Annotated in this window: 15 protein-coding genes; 11 read left to right on the top strand and 4 right to left on the bottom strand. The window is 54.2% G+C overall.

Annotation, left to right across the window (positions count from 1 at the left end):
• The first annotated feature begins 93 nt into the window (after positions 1 to 93).
• From FHR99_RS14525 to FHR99_RS14545, 5 genes are all read left to right on the top strand, one after another.
• Positions 94 to 588, top strand: a complete 495-nt coding sequence (locus FHR99_RS14525) for a response regulator (RefSeq protein WP_183411428.1) — start codon at positions 94 to 96, stop codon at positions 586 to 588.
• Between the two features lie 38 nt (positions 589 to 626).
• Entirely contained in the window at positions 627 to 3,182 is a 2,556-nt protein-coding gene (locus FHR99_RS14530) for a sensor histidine kinase (protein ID WP_183411429.1), read from the top strand.
• Entirely contained in the window at positions 3,179 to 3,631 is a 453-nt protein-coding gene (locus tag FHR99_RS14535; protein WP_183411430.1) for a response regulator, read from the top strand. The genes FHR99_RS14530 and FHR99_RS14535 overlap by 4 nt, the downstream gene beginning before the upstream one ends.
• Positions 3,628 to 4,674: a sensor histidine kinase gene (locus FHR99_RS14540; protein WP_183411431.1), complete on the top strand. Its 1,047-nt coding sequence runs from the start codon at positions 3,628 to 3,630 to the stop codon at positions 4,672 to 4,674. The genes FHR99_RS14535 and FHR99_RS14540 overlap by 4 nt, the downstream gene beginning before the upstream one ends.
• Before the next feature lie 86 nt (positions 4,675 to 4,760).
• Positions 4,761 to 5,042, top strand: a complete 282-nt coding sequence (locus FHR99_RS14545; protein ID WP_183411432.1) for a YebG family protein — start codon at positions 4,761 to 4,763, stop codon at positions 5,040 to 5,042.
• Here FHR99_RS14545 and FHR99_RS14550 read toward each other — a convergent pair.
• Positions 5,032 to 6,828 carry an ABCB family ABC transporter ATP-binding protein/permease gene (locus FHR99_RS14550; protein ID WP_183411647.1) on the bottom strand — a complete coding sequence of 599 codons (1,797 nt, stop codon included), beginning with the start codon at positions 6,826 to 6,828 and terminating at the stop codon, positions 5,032 to 5,034. The two genes, FHR99_RS14545 and FHR99_RS14550, sit on opposite strands and share 11 nt — an antisense overlap.
• A 66-nt stretch (positions 6,829 to 6,894) precedes the next feature.
• The gene (locus FHR99_RS14555; protein WP_183411433.1) at positions 6,895 to 7,884 is read right to left on the bottom strand and encodes a sensor domain-containing diguanylate cyclase; all 990 of its coding nucleotides are present in this window, start codon (positions 7,882 to 7,884) and stop codon (positions 6,895 to 6,897) included.
• Between the two features lie 351 nt (positions 7,885 to 8,235).
• Between FHR99_RS14555 and FHR99_RS14560 the strand changes: the two genes are divergently transcribed.
• The 4 genes from FHR99_RS14560 to FHR99_RS14575 are packed head-to-tail and all read left to right on the top strand — an operon-like array spanning position 8,236 to position 13,026.
• Positions 8,236 to 9,738 (top strand): HDOD domain-containing protein, encoded by a 1,503-nt coding sequence (locus FHR99_RS14560; protein WP_183411434.1) that lies wholly within the window; start codon positions 8,236 to 8,238, stop codon positions 9,736 to 9,738.
• Between the two features lie 46 nt (positions 9,739 to 9,784).
• A complete protein-coding gene (locus FHR99_RS14565; protein WP_183411435.1) occupies positions 9,785 to 10,975 on the top strand; it encodes a hypothetical protein in 1,191 nt (396 codons plus the stop codon).
• A 7-nt stretch (positions 10,976 to 10,982) separates the two neighbouring features.
• On the top strand, positions 10,983 to 11,408 hold the full coding sequence (locus FHR99_RS14570) for a type 2 periplasmic-binding domain-containing protein (protein WP_183411436.1): 426 nt from the start codon (positions 10,983 to 10,985) through the stop codon (positions 11,406 to 11,408).
• Between the two features lie 22 nt (positions 11,409 to 11,430).
• Positions 11,431 to 13,026, top strand: coding sequence for a sensor domain-containing diguanylate cyclase (locus tag FHR99_RS14575; RefSeq protein WP_183411437.1), 1,596 nt, complete (start codon positions 11,431 to 11,433; stop codon positions 13,024 to 13,026).
• 23 nt (positions 13,027 to 13,049) lie between these two features.
• On the opposite strand, the gene FHR99_RS14580 is transcribed toward FHR99_RS14575, so the two are convergent.
• Positions 13,050 to 13,946 (bottom strand): acetyltransferase, encoded by an 897-nt coding sequence (locus FHR99_RS14580; RefSeq protein WP_183411438.1) that lies wholly within the window; start codon positions 13,944 to 13,946, stop codon positions 13,050 to 13,052.
• 90 nt (positions 13,947 to 14,036) lie between these two features.
• The gene (locus FHR99_RS14585; protein ID WP_183411439.1) at positions 14,037 to 14,957 is read right to left on the bottom strand and encodes a LysR substrate-binding domain-containing protein; all 921 of its coding nucleotides are present in this window, start codon (positions 14,955 to 14,957) and stop codon (positions 14,037 to 14,039) included.
• 148 nt (positions 14,958 to 15,105) lie between these two features.
• On the opposite strand from FHR99_RS14585, the gene ahpC reads away from it, so the two are divergent.
• Both ahpC and ahpF read left to right on the top strand, forming a co-directional pair.
• Positions 15,106 to 15,669, top strand: a complete 564-nt coding sequence (gene ahpC / locus FHR99_RS14590) for an alkyl hydroperoxide reductase subunit C (RefSeq protein WP_183411440.1) — start codon at positions 15,106 to 15,108, stop codon at positions 15,667 to 15,669.
• Positions 15,670 to 15,735: 66 nt separating this feature from the next.
• Positions 15,736 to 17,304 (top strand): alkyl hydroperoxide reductase subunit F, encoded by a 1,569-nt coding sequence (gene ahpF / locus FHR99_RS14595; protein WP_183411441.1) that lies wholly within the window; start codon positions 15,736 to 15,738, stop codon positions 17,302 to 17,304.
• Positions 17,305 to 17,339 lie beyond the last annotated feature (35 nt).

Consider the following 17,339-nt stretch of genomic DNA (forward strand, 5'->3'; position numbering starts at 1 on the left):
AGTTTTTCTGGGCTGAACTATACTGAAGCAAGGCAGCAGCGGCCCGACAGCGGGGTGTTGCATTGAAAACCAGCTTCGGCCCGCGCAGTGGATATGGCTCCCGGAAACTCATTAGACCCGACCAGACGTCAACGTCGCCCGGTGCAGATCCTGCTGGCAGAGGATTCACTGGGGGATGTGGTGCTGGTGCGCAAGGCGCTTGAAGCCATCGAGGTTCCTTTCGAGCTAACGGTGGTCAGCCACGGCGAAGCGCTGCTGAGCCATTTGGTAGATGCGCTGAAGCTGGATGGCAAAAACAGCCTGCCGTTTCCGGATCTGGTATTAATCGACCTGAACATGCCCCGGCTCGACGGGTTTAAGGCACTGGAGCTGATCTCTCAACAGGAGGCCTGCCGCCAGTTGCCGCTGGTGGTCATCTCTTCTTCCTCCAATCCGGAGGATGTCACTCTGGCCTACGAGCTGGGTGCCGATGGCTTTATCGACAAGGCACTGGGGCCGGCCGGTTTTATCGAGCAATTGAAGTTCATCGAGCATTATTGGTCTCGAGAAGGCCTTATCATTAACCCGGGTCCGCAGTCGCGGCATTGAGCGCTGCAACAACGCACGGGTAATCAACAAGGACACGGATGCGACATATTTCACCTCTGGCATGGCTGACCAGCTTGTCAGCGGCATTGACGATTAGTATCGCCACGATCGTGCTGATCGGCTGGCATCTAGACAGTCAGGCGATGGTAACGCTGGGCCTTAGCCCGATCCTCATGCACTATAACGTTGCTGTCGCCGCAGTACTGAGTGGGCTCGCCTTACTGAGCCTGCAGTTTCATCGCATTCTTCTGATGCGTTTTTTTGCCGCCCTGCCGCTCCTCATTGGCACTGTCCACCTCTTGCAGTATCTGACCAAAGCTCGCTGGAATATTGATTTCTGGTATCTGCAACTACTCGGGCCTGACCGCAGTATCGATGCACTGAACCTAGCACCGACCGCAGCGGTCGCGCTGTATCTGTTTAACGCAACTTTAGTTTTTCTCCCCGCCAAACCCGGCAGCCGGCTGGGCGGCATCAAACTCCTGCAAGCCGCCAGTCTCGCGGTACTCGCAATCGTTGCCGGTTCCAGCTGGGGAATATTGGACCAGCAACAGGGCTACTACGGCTGGGGCAATATGGCGCGCATGGCGCCGCTCAGCCTGCTCTGTTTCCTGTTGTTGGCGGCGGCGGGTCTTGGCCTCTCTGCGCTGCAGCGCCGTGAAGACGATCTTGACGGCGCCATGCAGGTTGTCATTCGTCTGCTGGTGCCGCTCATTATGGGCGCGAGCATCGTGTTATGGGCAGAACTGGCGAAAACCGAGTCTAACCATATCCGCGAGATCATGACGCAGGAAACCGCGATGACCGCCAGCGGCCTGCAACGCTCCATGCGCTCACAGGCGCACTCGCTTCGACGGATGGCCCAGAGGCAGACCCGCAGTTACGAACCAAATCTCGACGACTGGCGCAGTGACGCCCGCTGGTACGTGGAGGATCATCCGGGCATGATTGCCATCGGTTATCACACGACCGGCCTAGATTCGATGGAGTGGATCTACAACGATTACGCATCAACTATTCTGGCCAGTCGCAATGACCTGAATACCTTGCTGAGTGGTGTGGATCTGGGCGATGGCCCGCTGATTATGTCCCTGCCCGGGCGGGTATTCGAAGACAGCAGCTATTTTCTGCTGGTTGCCCCGATCGATCAGCAACGCCGCCACTTCGTGGTAGCGATATTTGAAGGTCATGCGCTGCTGACCGGTATTATCCCTGAACAGTACCTGCGCCACTTTCACCTTGAGCTAAACGTAGACGGTCGAAAGCTGTTCCAGAGCACTGATCAACGCTCTGAGTTCTACCGCTATTGGGCCGTTATACAATCAGTGGACATTATGGGCCGGCAGTGGCAATTAACGGTCTGGCCGACACGGCACTACTACAGCAATATCCGCGACAACTTGCAGGATATGGTACTGATAGCCGGCCTGATCATTGTCGCTTTGCTGATGTACACCTCGCAATTGCTGGAGCGCACAGCCCTCAGCGCGCGCAAGCTCGCGATAAGTGAGCGCCGTTTAAGCCTGCTGCTGGAGAGTGCCGGCGAGGGAATATACGGTCTCGATACTGAGGGCCGTACTACCTTCCTGAACATAGCGGCTCAGCAATTAACCGGCTTCAGCGCGAGCGAAATGGTGGGGAAAAAACAACACGCGATCATCCATCACTCCCATGCCGATGGTTCTGATTACCCGCAAAAAGACTGCAAGATATTCGGCGTTCTGCAACACGGCGGCGCCCACTTCGAGCGCGATGAAGTGTTCTGGCACAAAAACGGACATTGCTTCCCGGTGGAATATACCGCCTCCGCCATCACCGCCGAAAACGGCGAGGTACAGGGCGCCGTCGTTGTGTTCAGAGATATTTCCGACCTCAAGTTGATGGAAAACAAGCTCAAGGCCATTAATGAAGAGCTCGAGAGTTTTGCCTATCTTGCCTCCCACGACCTCAAGGCGCCGCTGCGCGTGATCAGCAACGCCTCCGAGTGGCTGGCCGAAGACCTGGAAGAGCACCTACGCGACGAAGATCGCGAAAATATGGATCTGCTACAGAGTCGGGTGAAGCGCATGGAGCGGCTGCTCGATGACCTGCTGCAGTATTCGCGTATCGGTCGGGTCACCGACGCCAGCTTTCAGGAACAGATCAATGGCCGCGACATGATGAACAATATTCTGGAATTGCTGTCGCCCCCCGACCACCTTTCCATTGTGGTCAATGACGGCTTCGCTGAGGTCAGCACGCCACGCATGCCCCTGCAACTCATTCTGTACAACCTGATTGGCAATGCCATCAAACATCATGACAAACCAGAAGGCACGATTACCGTCGGCGCCCGAACGCTGGGTGACGATTACGAATTTTGCATCGAAGACGATGGCCCCGGCATCGAATCGCGTTACCATGGCAAAATCTTTGAAATTTTTCGCACCCTGAAACCCCGCGATCAAGTGGAGGGGAGTGGCATCGGGCTGTCAGTAGTGAAAAAATACGTCGATCTCTACGGCGGCCGGATCGAATTGCACTCCACGGTCGGAGAAGGGAGTCGTTTCACCATTATCTGGCCGAAAACGCGCACAGGAGCCAAACCGCAATGAAGATCGATGACGTCACCATCCTGCTGCTGGAGGATGACGACGGCGATGCCAAAGCCATTCAACGCGCCCTGCACAAAGCCAAAGTGCTCAATCCGGTCAAGCGCGCCATTGACGGGGTCGAAGCGCTGGAAATGCTCGAGGGTACCAACGGCAAAGAGAAAGTGCATGGTCCTGTGCTGTTGCTGGTCGATATCAACATGCCGCGCATGGACGGCATAGAGTTCCTGCGTCACATTCGCAACCTTCCCGGATTGAATCGCTCAATCGCCTTTGTGCTGACAACATCGGCACGTGACGAAGACGTGATTGCAGCCTATGATCTGAATGTGGCGGGCTATGTGCTCAAAGACAATGCCGGCAAGGACTTTCTCAATTTGATTGAGCTGCTCGACTGTTACTGGCGGGTTGTACGATTCCCGACGACTGAGGCCGCACAGGAAACTGAATGAAGATTCTATTGGTAGACGACGATCGCGGGGATCGCGCCACACTGAAGCGCGCACTCGGCAAGACCACGCTGAACGCCGATGTCGAAGAAGCCTCTGCGCTCGGTGAAGCCTTGAACGCGATTCGCTTCGGTGCCCCTGATGCAGTGCTCCTGGATTATCAAATGCCCGGTGTCGAGGAGCTCGAAGGGCTGGAACAAATGCGCCGGGTCGAACCCTTTCTCCCTATCGTGCTGATTACCGGCTACGGCGACGAACTGCTCGCGGCCCGGGCAATCCACGCCGGTGCCGACGAATACCTGCCCAAACACCAGATCGACCCGCCCATTCTAGAGCACGTCATCACCAATGCCATGGACAAGGCGGCATTCCGGCAGAAGCTGGACGAAAACCGCCGCGAACTGGAGCAGTTTGCGCATATTCTGTCCCACGATCTGCGCGCGCCCCTGAACCAGATTAATAATTTTTGCGACATGCTGCGACTCGAGCTGAACGGTGGCGATAAAAAAGACATCGAAACCTATATCGACTTTATTGTTCGGGCTGCCGGTGACGCCAATGCGCTGGTTCGGCTGCTCACGGATTTTCTGCGCGCCGATTCAATTGAACTGACCTTCGAGCCAGTAGCGCTGCAAGCCATGCTGGAAGAGCTGCGCGATATGCTCACCAGTCAGATCAATGTGGCACCTGACATTATTCAAATCGACGTGGAATCGCTGCCAGAGATCAACTCCAACCCCTTGCTGCTGAGACAAATCCTGCAAAACCTGCTGGGCAACGCGCTGAAATACAACGAAAGCGATACACCCCGCATCGAGGTGACCGCCGAACAGGGCGACGACGGTATCGGTATCGAGGAACGCCACCGCGAACTGATCTTCGAACCCTTTACGCGCCTGCACGGCAAGGGTGAATACAGCGGTTCTGGTCTCGGTCTGGCAATCGCCTTTAAGAATGCAAACCGCCTCAACGGCGGCCTGACGTGCGAAGACAATGCCGAGGGCGGCAGCCGCTTTGTGCTGACCCTGCCGCGTCGCAACGCGTAATCCACCACAATACGGGCGCTAAACCCCTTGCACCAAAAACTGTATACATATACAGTTATCAAAAATCACCGACAAGGGGACTGACCATGGCTGTTGTTGCCAAGTGGATGTGTGACCGGGATAACGCAATGTTTGATAACAAGAAAGACGCCGACGCTTACGACAAAATGCTCGAGCTGGCGGAAAACCTGACCGAGCTGCTACAGAAACACATCCCCAGCGCCAATGAAAAAGAAGCCGAAGACTTCGGTATTTTGCTGGCCCGTAACAAAGAACTGCTGGTGCAGGCCTGCAAGGGCAAGGTAGAAGCACTGGAAGAGGTCAGCGCCGAACCCAGCAATGTCACAACCTTGGCGGCTAACGGCTAAGATCTGTGTCGCGCCGCTCAGCCTGCTGCAAAGCCCACAGAGCGGCATACTGACCGCCCTGCATCAGCAACTCGGTGTGGCTGCCGCGTTCAACTAAACGCCCTTTGTCGAGCACGATAATTTCGTCGGCATCGACAATCGTCGACAGGCGGTGGGCAATGACCAGACTGGTGTGATTGCGCGCAATATCCCGCATGGCGTCAACGATGCTGCGCTCGGCGCGGCTGTCCAGCGATGAGGTTGCTTCATCAAACACCAGAATGGGCGGCTGCTTGAGCAGGGTACGCGCAATGGCCACTCGCTGCTTCTCGCCACCCGACAGTTTCAGTCCGCGCTCACCCACCAACGTATCGAGGCCCTGTGGCAAACTGAGGATAAAATCTTCGAGATGGGCGGTGCGCACGGCTTGCCACACCTCCTCATCGCTGGCATCAACCCGGCCGTAGCGGATATTTTCACCGATACTCATATTGAACAGCACACTGTCCTGCGGTACGACGCCAATGGCGCGGCGCAGGGAGGCCTGAGTGACCTCGCGAATATCCTGGCCATCGATCAGAATGCGGCCGCCGCAGACATCGTAAAAGCGGAACAATAATTTAAAGAGAGTTGATTTGCCGCCGCCGCTGCCACCCACAATCGCCAAACGGCGCTTGGGCATGACGGAAAAACTCAGGTTTTCAATAATGCTGCGCTCGGGCTGATAGTGAAAACTCACCTGCTCGAAATCAATGCGTCCTTCACTCACTACCAGTTCGCGGGCGCCGGGTTTGTCCTGAATGGCGGGCGACTGCGACAGCAATCCAAACATGGCTTCGATATTGGCCATCGCGCCTTTCATCTCTCGATAGACAAAACCGAGAAAATTGAGAGGCATGAATATCTGCATCATAAAGGCGTTAATCAGCACAAAATCACCCAGCGTCATCTGCCCCGCCAACACCTGTTGCGCCGCAAGAATCATCGCCGCGGTCATACTGGCAGCGATAATAAATGCCTGGCCGCCGTTTAGCACAAACAAGCTCAATCGGTTGCGCCGCCGGGCCATTTCCCAGGCGGCCAGCTCCTGATCATAATGCTGCGCCTCAAAACCTTCGTTTCCAAAGTATTTGACGGTTTCAAAATTGAGCAGGCTGTCCACCGCACGTGTGCTGGTACGCGACTCGGCTTCATTGGCTTCGCGCACATAGCGGGTTCGCCACTCGGTTGCAAAGACGGAAAAGGCCACGTAACAGCTGACCGCAAGCAGTACGATCAATGCGAACCAGATGCTGTAATTAACCCAAAGCAGAACGATGACCAGCCCGATCTCAATAAAGGTCGGGACGATATTGAACACCATAAAACGCAGCAGAAAGCTGATGCCATTGGTGCCGCGCTCTATATCCCGCGACAAGCCGCCGGTGCGGCGATTCAGATGAAACTCAAGATCCAGTGCATGCAGGTGTTCGAAGATCTTTAAACCGATACGCCGCATGGCGCGCTCGGTAACCCGCCCAAACAGGGTATCGCGTAATTCCCCGAACAAGACATTGGCAAAGCGAACCGCGCCGTAGGCCAAAAGGAGGCCCAGCGGCAGCGCGATCATCACCTCACTGGCACTTTCCAGATCGTCGACCAGGTGTTTCAGAATAAACGGCAGGCCAACGCTCGCGATCTTAGCCCCGATTAGACACAGCAGGGCCAGCGCAATACGCGAGCGAAACTCAAATAAATACGGCCAGAGCTGGCGCAGAACGCGCCAGTCGACATCCTTGGCTTGAACGTGGGTTTGCAGGCTGCGCATCATCAATCTCGTCGAAAGAATAGCGCAGTATACGCGAGGCAAACGGTGGGGGCAGGACGCCTCTAGTTACACCCGGCGACCATTCTTCCGCTGGCCCAACGCGGTCGACGGATGCTGCCAATACATTTGACGATTGACCTCCATCATCAGGTGCTCAGCAGATTTGTGCGTCTCGGGGCTATAGGCGACCACCGTGTGTGAAAAGTGAATGGGACACAAGCCATTGCCATCCAAACCGCGCGACACCATATGTTCTTCAAAAGCGTGCACCCGGCGCTTGGCCCAGGTCCGACTGCAACCGAGCATAAGCAAACCAAATTCGTCCGCGCCGATTCGCCCAATCAGATCCGTTCCCCGAAAAAAGTGGCTAATCGCGTCACCAAAGCTATGCAAGATCTTGTCCCCTTGGGCCCGGCCTTGCATCACGTTAATATCGCGAAACCCCTTGATATCGAGACTCACCATAGTTGCAGGCAACAGCGAAGAGCAGGGCGTTTGCAGTACCTTGCCCGCCAAGCCATAAAAGCCACTGCGACTGGCGAGGGTCGTAACCGGGTCTGTATAGTTGGGCATCTGGCAATAAAGTTCTCGCTCCACCAGACGGGCGAGCTCAGTCAGTGCCCGTCTGTCGGATGTCGACAAAGCGCTAGGTTTCTGATCGATAACACAAAGGGTTCCCAGCACGCAGCCCTGTTTGGAAAAGAGCGGAAAGCCGGCGTAAAACCGCATCTCCAGACCGCTGACAACCAGAGGGTTATCAGCAAAGCGGGGGTCGAGTAAGGTATCTTCTACTATCAGCGGCTCGGCATTCTGAACAACATGCCCGCAAAAGGAAATTTCTCGCGATGTTTCCGTGGCACTTAAACCCGTACGGGATTTAAACCACTGCCGGTCCGCATCCACAAGGCTCACTAGCGCAATGGGTTTGTGAAGCAGGCGAGAAGCCAGCCGCGTAATCCGATCGAAGCGATCCTCATTGGGCGTGTCCAGAACCTCGAGTGCAAGCAACTCCTCAAGACGTTCGGCTTCGTTTTCGGGATATTTTGGCGCCAGCATGTCTACTTCTCGGTTTGCTTTAATTTAGCAACCTTATCAGCTAACGACCGGGGAATCGCAGTCGTATAAGTACGCATGTTGTATGTGATTACCCGCAACCTTTAATAGGGCCATTGGCTTCACTGTCGGCTAAAGGCAACACCAAAAAACACAGTTCTGAGCGGACGCGCAGTAGCGGCCAATCTACACGCTGAAAAATAGACTACGCTTCCATAAACCACTATCTGTATACGCAGAAGCCTCGATATCGAATATTCAAAAATCACTTAACAATGCGATCGTGGCATTCCGCCTGCGGCTTTTACACACAGAAGTTGGCAGGAAGGAAAAACGAAACGCTGGAGTCATTAAATGGATAAATCGCTGGAAGCATTGCTCAAGGGCCAAGCCAAGCTGCCCAGCATTCCAGCTGTCGCCCAGCAGGTATTGGCGATGGCCAACAACCCCAATACCAGCTCGGAACAGTTGGCTTCTACGCTATCCGCCGACCCCGCTATCGCCAGTACCATTCTTCGCTACGTCAATTCTGCGGCCTATGCTCAAGTCGAAAAGATTGTCTCGGTGCAGCGCGCGATCGTCTCGCTGGGCTTCCGCGAAGTCACGAATCTCGCCTTAACCTTTTCGCTGCTGGACATGCGTCGCCGGGGAACCGATGACGGGTTGAACGCACCTTACTTATGGCGCCGTAGCTTAATGTCCGCCATTGCCGCCAAGGCCATTGGTCGACAGGCTAGAGAGCGTGAACTGGAACCGCTTTTTCTGGCAGGCTTGCTGCAGGATATCGGCATGCTCGGGCTCAGTTTTGCCAAGCCCGAAATTTATAAGGAAATCAGCGACAAGCAAACCGATCACAGCCTGGTAGCCGCACACGAAGCCAGTCAACTCAAAATTGATCACGCAAAGTTCGGCGGCTTTATGCTGCAAAAGTGGGGGCTGCCAGACAAGATCGTCAATGCCATTGCCCAGAGCCACACGCCTGCTTTCTCCCGGGAAGGCGAGAACCAAGAAATAGACCCCTTTAACACCTGCGTCGCCATTTCCGGCATCGTCGCCGACGTTTTCCTCGACAGTGAAAACCGCGCGAAGCACGCCGCCCGAATGGCCGATTTTTTAAAGCGCGGCCTGGGAATCGACAGCGATGGCAGCCGAAATATTCTTAAAACCGTACAGGAAGATCTCAAATCACTGGCGTGGGTGCTGGAAAAACTGGTTGCCGATGCCGATGAAATACAGGCTCTTCGCGTTCAGGCGCAAGAGGCCCTGTCCGATGAAACGGTAGCAGAACTCAACAACACCGCCGGCTCTGACGGTGATTGTGCAATTACTTTAGACGATGTCCGGAACTCCGATTTTTTGAAATCGGCTGCCGATTTTCAGGATGTCCTGTCGGCAGACGAATTTGAAAAAGCCATTAAAACCCACCAGACACCCGAAAAATCCGGGACCCTGCACCTCGCTCTGATGCGTATCGACAATATTCGTCAGATCCAGGAAGACTACGGTGAAAAGGTCCCCCAGCTGCTGTTGAAAGTCGTGGGCAGGAACATTCTGAAGACCTTGCGCGGCAATGACTTGGTAACACGCTACGGCGATGTCTTTGGCATTGTGCTGGTCGGCTCCACGGAAGATGGCGCTCATATCGCAATGGATCGTCTACTGGAGTGTTTTCGCGGTGTGAATTATTCCGTCGGTGACGGCAAAAACGTAGAACTGATTATGTCGGTTGGCATTGCCGTCGGCACGCCCGATCACAATAGCTCGCTGGACGAAGCGCTCGAGATCGCCATGAAAGCTTTGAACGCTGCCCATCAAGCGGGCCAATTTGAAATCGTGGCTCACCTGCGAGCTGCCTAACAAAACCCGCCGCCACTAGGGCGGCACAATACAGTGTTGATAGATTATGCGAAAACACCTTTTACTCAGCCCGCTGCTTGTCGCAGCATCTCTGTTCTCACCCTTGAGTGCGAATGCCGAGCTACGCTGGAGTGCCTTTGCGACGCTGGGCGCGGTTTACAATCAAGACGACAAGGTTAAATTTATCCGCAACCTGAGCCAACCGAGCGGCCCGGAAGGCAGCTGGAGCACCTTGCCAGATACCATTGTCGGTGGCCAGCTTCACTATTTCGGCGATTCCAACTGGGATGCCATGCTGCAGGCAGTGAGCACCTACGACTACACCTCCAACTACGTACCAAGAATTACCTGGGCCTACGCTCGTTATTCACCCAACCCGGATTTTTCCGTTCGTTTCGGGCGCATTGGCTACGATGCGTATATGCAGGGCGACTCTCGCAATATTGGTTTTGCAACCGTGACCGTGCGACCGCCAATTGAGTACTACGGCACCGTTGAAATGACCTATATTGATGGTGTTGACGTCGTATTTCAGCGGCCGATAGGTGAGGGAATCGGCGTTGCCAAGTTATTTTACGGTTATAACGATGAAGAAGTTCCCTTAGAGGACGGTGAAAACCTGGAGCTTGAAGGTACTCCCGTAGTCGGTGGCTACCTGGAATACCAGTGGTCTGACTGGCGAGTCCGAGCCGGAGTCTCGAATTTGAAGTTCAATAATACCGTGCCGTCTCTCTCGGATTCTCGCGCCGCGCTTAAGGCGACTGGTTTCCCTCCTGCCGTGGCTGCCGCGGATCAGCTCGACAACAAGGACACGCACCTCACCAACTGGAATATTGGCACCTTGTACAACGGCTCGGACTGGTACTTGCAGCTGCTGTATGGTCGACGACAATCTGAATCACGAGTTCTCGCAGACGCTGATACCTATTATGCGCTGCTCGGCCATCGCTTCGGGCGATTTATGCCGTATCTGGGTTTTGCCCAATCCGATGCTCAGGCCTCATTCATACCACTGGGGATACCCGGGATGGCGCCTTTCCGAAGCACTTTATTCGAGCAGGAAAATTGGCACACCGGTGTGCGCTTCGATATCAGCAACAATATGAGCCTCAAGGTTCAAGTGGAGTACATTCACGCCGACGAAACGCAGGATGCGTATTTTCGGGAAGTTGAACCCGACTGGGATGGTGATACCGCCGTATTCAGTATCGCCCTCGATATGATTTTTCAGGAGTGAGCAGAGTATGTTACGTCTACTAGGGGCAAGCGCTCTAACTCTGCTACTAGGCCTGAACGCAGCCAGAGCAGATTTAGTGGTTATTGCCCATCCGGAAAGCGGCGTCGACGAGCTGGATCAGACGACGTTGGTCAATATCTTTATGGGGCGCTATCAGAAATTGCCTTCGGGTATTTCAGCCTTTCCCATTGATCTCCAAAACCAGCGAGAATCCTTTTATCGGCTGCTGGTAGACAAAGGCCTGCCGGAGATTAATTCCTACTGGGCAAGACTGATGTTTTCCGGGCGCGCCTCGCCGCCCCGTCAGGTGCCTGAACCGGCAGAAGTGGTCGATATTGTTGCCAATAATCGTGGCGCAATCGGTTACATCAACGGCGGGCAGGTTCCCGACAATGTCATTGTGGTGCACGTGCTTGATGCGGGTGCCGAATAAAACCAGCTCTAGGTAGTGTGAAATGAAAATTTTTCAGAGCAAATTGGCACTGCGCACCACCGTGATGATCATGTTTATCATGACAGCGGTCGGTATTGTGTTTCTGTCCATCGCCCGCTCCACGGTATCGGACTACGAGATCGATCGCCAACAGCAACAATTGCAAAGCTTGGTTAACACCGTTGAAAATACGGTCAAAATTGCCGTTTTTCTTGGGGACAAACAGTTAGCCAGCGAAGTCGCCCAAGGTCTTCTGGGAAATAAAATCTTAAGTGCGGTACAAATCAAAACGACAGAAAGTGAGCTGGTACAGCTTGGCTCAGATAAGGCCGCCAGCTCTTCAAAAGGCGAATGGATTGAACGCACTCTCGAATCGCCCTTTTCCGCAGGCGAAACAGTTGGCTCCATTCGCGTACTGCCCAATCAAACCGCCATTACCGAACAGGTGGCGCAGTCAACCCAACTCGTGACGCAACTCTTTATCGCCCTGCTAGTCACGGTCGCCATCAGCATCGTCGGTGTTATTTATTTATTGATCACGCAGCCCATTTCGCAGATCTCCAGCCGATTACACGGACTGAATGTGGAATCCGGTGAGCACCTGGAGTTTCCTCGCGGTAACGAGAAAGATGAGATCGGCCGACTGGTTGGCGACGTCAATACCATGATCGACTATCTGGTTAATATTCTGGGTAAAGAGCGTCATTTGCGCATAGAACGCGAGAAGGCCGAGAAAAAATTCCGTGCGATCGTCGACAATGCAGAAACCGGTATTTTTGTCCTGGATAGTCAGGGTTTCATCAAGTCCGCTAACCCCGCCTTTAGCACCTTGTTCGAAGACGGTATGTGCGACGCATCGTCCGGAGAGTGTGGCATTGGATTCCTGCTCAATTCCAGTCGCAAGGAAGTCGCACGGCTGATGAGACGGGCGCATGAAACCCAAACCGCGCAACGCGCCGACCTGAGTTACCAGAAATCCGGCCAGACGCGCTGGGTGAACCTGATACTGAACCCCATCAGTGAAGGTGAATTTCAGGGCGTCGCCAATGACATTACCGATCGAAAAATGGCGCAGACGGCTGCCGAAAAGCAAGCCATTACCGATCCTCTGACCCAAGCCAACAACCGCCTCGGCTTCGAACGGAAACTGCAGTGGATGATGGAGTCAAGAAGACGACATCAAGGGAATAACTTCACCCTGTTTATGATTGATCTTGATCTCTTTAAACAGGTTAACGATACCCTCGGGCATCAGGCGGGTGACCAGGTGCTGATTGCTGTGACTGAAAGAATTCGCAAGATCCTGCGCAAGACCGATTTTGTTGCGCGCCTGGGCGGGGACGAATTTGCGCTGATTATTGATGGGGAAGAGCGAGAGAGCATTCTCGAAAATATCGCACGGAAAGTGATTGCCTCAATCAATGAACCGATTCCCGTAGAGGGTGATGTAAACGCACATGTGGGTGCCAGTATTGGCATTACCCAATTCGATCACCCCGACATCGATATGGCTGAACTGATTCGCTGTTCAGATCTGGCTATGTACGACGCTAAAAACGCGGGTCGAAACTGCTTTCATTTTTACCGCAAAGAAGTCCAGTTCGCGAAACAGGGCTGACAGCGATAGGCCAGCCCTCTGCATTATCCCTCAGCGCGCAGTTGGTCCAACTGCGCATCCTTGGCTTGCCACAACTCTCCCACCCATTGCTGTATCTGCAGGCGAAAGGCGTCGTCTTCCTGATAATTGCGGTTGCGCAGTTCTTCCGGGATCGGCAGCGCTTCTATCCGCACCACCACCCGCTGAAGTCGCCCACTTAACAAAGCCCAGAAACCAATATCCTTGCAGGGGTAGTGGATGGTGATATTAAGCAGGGTATGCAATTGCTCACCCATCGCACCCAGTACAAACCCGGTGCCACCGGCCTTAGGTTTTAGCAGATGGCGGTAGGGTGACTGCTGAGCCGCATGCTTTTCCGGCGTAAAGCGGGTGCCCTCCATAAAGTTGAACACCGCCACTGGTGTATAGCGAAATTTTTCGCAGGCCCGACGCGTGGTTTCGAGGTCCTTGCCCCGCAGCGAGGGGTTTTTGGCAATCTGGTCTGCGGTGTAGCGCTTCATAAACGGGAAATCCAGCGCCCACCACGCAACACCTATCACCGGAACCCAAATAAGCTGCTGTTTTAAAAAGAATTTCAGCATGGGTATGCGCCGATGCAAAACCTTTTGCACCACCAGAATATCGGCCCAGGATTGGTGGTTACAGGTTACGAGATACCAGTCTTTTGGATTGAGCTGCTCAAGGCCCTCAATATCCCACTCGGTGCCAGCAAGCACCTTTAAAAGGAAATTATTAAACCCTATCCAGAGGGTCGCGATCTCGATCAAAACCCGGGTGCAAACTGTCCTGACGGCCTGAATGGGAATCAGCAACTTGACGAAGGCCAGTAGGATCAAGGGCACAAACCAGAACAGGGTAGAGAGGATAATAAAAAGAAAACTCAGGCTACCCCGCAGCCAGTGAGGAAGAAAAGCAAGCACGGTTCTATTCCGTCGGTGTTGTTAGTGACAACATTGTAGAGGGATTTATCGCCCTTTGCATTGGCTTGGGTGGGTAGACTCTGTGACGCGCTAGTGGCTTGCCTCGTACTTGGACGGCTTGCGCTGTAGTTCCTCACGGAACAGGGTGCGCAGGTAATCCACGCTGTTCACCCCTGAAAAGTTCAAGCGGGTGATAAAGGCGAGCCGTCGGTGTGGGCCCGGATCTTTTAAGGGAATCGCAGCCAATTCACGGTTGTTGTGCAACAGCTGATCCAGTGCGATGGCCGGGACCAGCGTGGTGCCCATTTTTCCCGCCACCATCTGTACCAGCGTGTAAAGACTCGTGCCGGCCAGCGCCTGATCGGTTTCCGTGGCCGGTAAGCGGCATGCGGACAGCGCGTGATCTTTCAGGCAGTGGCCTTCCTTTAGTAGTAACAATCGAGAATCCCGCAATTGTTTACCCGCCACACTCGCACGTTTGGCAAGCGCGTCCTGGCGATGCGTTAACAGGTAAAAATCTTCAGCCCAGAACTCAAACGCGTGCAGGCCCTCAATGGCATAGGGCAGGGCCAGTATGGCGGTGTCCAACTCACCGCTGCGGACCTTTTCCACCAGAACGGCGGATTGATCTTCGACAATGGACAACTGGCTGTCCGGATGGCGTTTTCTAACCCGGGGAAGCACGCGCGGTAGCAAATAGGGACCGATGGTGGGAATGACCCCGATACTCAGTGGCACGCTAAGCGGCTTTCGATCACTCTCTGCCAGATGATACAACTCTTGCACACGCGCAATAATATCCCGCGCCTTAAGCAGTAATTGCTCGCCCTGAGGCGTTACCAAAACCTGCTTGTTGTTGCGCTCAAAAATCTGAATCCCCAACTGAGTTTCGAGTTCGGCGATGGCTGTGCTCAGCGCGGATTGGGAAATGGCGCAATCTTCCGAGGCGCGCTTGAAATGCCGGGTTTTGTCGACGGCCAGCGCATACTGAAGTTGTCGTAGCGAAATCACTGGAGGCCCTGTCTTTTAAATGTTCTATTTAATTGAACATAAATATCCATTTAATTCAATTTTACTGAACAATTAATTTCACTAATCTGTTCTCCGAAGTCAGGCGATGCCTACACGACATCGCACCATTCAATCGAGGAGAGTAGTCATGTCAAAGATCAATCAAACCATTCCCGAGTTTAAGGCCGAGGCCTTTCACAAAGGCGAATTCAAAACCATTACCTCGGAAGACGTTAAAGGAAAGTGGGCAATTTTCCTGTTCTACCCCGCAGACTTTACCTTTGTCTGCCCGACAGAACTCGAAGATATGGCCAAGCATTATGAGGAACTGCAATCACTAGGCGTCGAAGTCTATTCCGTGTCAACCGATACCCATTTTGTTCACAAAGCCTGGCACGACACCAGCGAGGCCATCGGCAAGATTCAATACCCGATGCTGGGCGATCCCACCGGACGCATTGCACGCGGCTTTGATGTGATGATCGAAGAAGAGGGCGTTGCGCTGCGAGGCACCTTTCTGGCCGATCCAGACGGCGTTATCAAAGTCGCTGAACTGCACGATCTGGGTATCGGCCGTTCTGCCAAGGATATGCTGCGCAAAGTTAAAGCGGCGCAATACGTGCGCGACAACGACGGCGAAGTTTGCCCCGCTGCCTGGGAAGCTGGCCAGGAAACTCTGACACCGAGCCTTGATCTGGTCGGAAAGATCTAATCGCGGCATCCCTCCCCGCAAGGGGAGGGCTAATCAATAAGCCTCATCGGATACAGGAATCAGACCATGTTAAGTAACGACTTGCTTGAAGCCCTTAAAGGCTACACTGAAAAACTCACCACCGACGTGACGCTGGTTCTGCAAACCGGTGAGCACGAGAAGCGGGACGAGCTGCGAACCTTTTTGCAAAGTGTTGTCTCGGTCTCTGACCATCTGACATTAGAGGAAAGGGATGCTGCTCTGCGCAGCCCCGTAAGCTTCCTCATCGAAAATTCAGCGGGCGATACCGGCATCCGTTTTTCCGGTATCCCTGGCGGCCATGAATTTAACTCGCTGGTACTTGCCATTTTGCAGTCCGGTGGTGTGGCCAATCGATTGGATGACACCGTCAAAGGCTTTGTCAGCGCAATTCAGAAACCATTGAACTTCGAGGTATTTGTTAGTCTCAGCTGCCACAACTGCCCCGAGGTAGTTCAAGCCTTGAATCAGTTTGCCTTGAGCAACCCGAATAGCCGCGCAGAAATGATCGACGGCGGCGTGTTTCCAGCACTGGTCGAGGAGCGCAAGCTGCAGGGTGTGCCGGCGGTGTTTCTGAATGGCAAACCCTTCGCCAACGGTAAAGTAGGCGTTGCAGCCTTGTTCGATAAATTGCGAGCAGCCTTTCCCGAAACAGCGATAGCGCCTGCCGAAGATCTGCCCACCCAGGATGTGACTGTCATCGGCGGCGGACCGGCCGGCGTATCGGCAGCAATTTATGCGGCGCGCAAGGGCCTGAAAGTTACCTTGATCGCCGATAGGCTGGGTGGGCAGGTGAAAGATACACGAGGTATCGAAAACCTGATTTCGGTTCCGCAAACTACCGGCACCCAATTAACCGGTAATCTGCGCGAGCATCTGCAAAGCTACGACATCACCATGCGTGAGCATGTGCGCGTGGACAGGATCGTAAAAGCAGAGGTAAAAAGCATTTTGCTCTCCAGTGGCGAACGCATCGACAGCAAGACGCTGATTGTCGCCACCGGCGCCCAATGGCGAGAACTCGGCGTGCCCGGCGAAAAGGAAAATATCGGCAAGGGTGTAGCCTACTGCCCACACTGCGACGGTCCCTTCTTTAAAGGAAAAGACGTTGCGGTAATTGGTGGCGGTAATTCCGGTATCGAGGCGGCGCTGGATCTGTCCGGCATCGTAAAATCGGTAACGGTGTTCGAGTTTGCGCCAAACCTGAAAGCCGACGAGGTCCTGATCCGTCAGGCAAAAAGCCGCAGCAATATCACCTTGCTGACGAATGTGGCAACCGAGGAGGTACTCGCAGAAGAAGGGCGCGTAAGCGGCATCGCTTATCAGGATCGCGCCAGCGGCGATAGCAAACAGCAGCGACTGGACGGCATCTTTGTGCAGATTGGACTGCTGCCCAACAGCGGCTTTCTCAAAGACGTCGTTGAGCTCACTGAGCGGGGAGAAGTGGTGGTAAACAGTCGCGGGGAAACCAGCGAGCCGGGCATCTTCGCCTGTGGTGATGTAACCACCGTGCCCTTCAAGCAGATCGTGGTGGCCTTGGGAGAGGGCGCAAAGGCTTCACTGGCAGCCTTCGAATATCTGCTAACCGAAGCTGATGCCTCAGCCGAAGCGGCCTAAGACAGGGAGAAAAGCGAGTCCCACCTGAGGTGGGA

It is taken from the genome of Litorivivens lipolytica (assembly GCF_014191715.1).
Lineage (GTDB): Bacteria > Pseudomonadota > Gammaproteobacteria > Pseudomonadales > Spongiibacteraceae > Litorivivens > Litorivivens lipolytica.

Bases quoted from the DNA above. Each gene is read 5' to 3' on its own strand.
- FHR99_RS14525 (WP_183411428.1), top strand. From the start codon at position 94: ATGGCTCCCGGAAACTCATTAGACCCGACCAGACGTCAACGTCGCCCG.
- FHR99_RS14530 (WP_183411429.1), top strand. From the start codon at position 627: ATGCGACATATTTCACCTCTGGCATGGCTGACCAGCTTGTCAGCGGCA.
- FHR99_RS14535 (WP_183411430.1), top strand. From the start codon at position 3,179: ATGAAGATCGATGACGTCACCATCCTGCTGCTGGAGGATGACGACGGC.
- FHR99_RS14540 (WP_183411431.1), top strand. From the start codon at position 3,628: ATGAAGATTCTATTGGTAGACGACGATCGCGGGGATCGCGCCACACTG.
- FHR99_RS14545 (WP_183411432.1), top strand. From the start codon at position 4,761: ATGGCTGTTGTTGCCAAGTGGATGTGTGACCGGGATAACGCAATGTTT.
- FHR99_RS14550 (WP_183411647.1), bottom strand. From the start codon at position 6,828: ATGCGCAGCCTGCAAACCCACGTTCAAGCCAAGGATGTCGACTGGCGC.
- FHR99_RS14555 (WP_183411433.1), bottom strand. From the start codon at position 7,884: ATGCTGGCGCCAAAATATCCCGAAAACGAAGCCGAACGTCTTGAGGAG.
- FHR99_RS14560 (WP_183411434.1), top strand. From the start codon at position 8,236: ATGGATAAATCGCTGGAAGCATTGCTCAAGGGCCAAGCCAAGCTGCCC.
- FHR99_RS14565 (WP_183411435.1), top strand. From the start codon at position 9,785: ATGCGAAAACACCTTTTACTCAGCCCGCTGCTTGTCGCAGCATCTCTG.
- FHR99_RS14570 (WP_183411436.1), top strand. From the start codon at position 10,983: ATGTTACGTCTACTAGGGGCAAGCGCTCTAACTCTGCTACTAGGCCTG.
- FHR99_RS14575 (WP_183411437.1), top strand. From the start codon at position 11,431: ATGAAAATTTTTCAGAGCAAATTGGCACTGCGCACCACCGTGATGATC.
- ahpC (WP_183411440.1), top strand. From the start codon at position 15,106: ATGTCAAAGATCAATCAAACCATTCCCGAGTTTAAGGCCGAGGCCTTT.
- ahpF (WP_183411441.1), top strand. From the start codon at position 15,736: ATGTTAAGTAACGACTTGCTTGAAGCCCTTAAAGGCTACACTGAAAAA.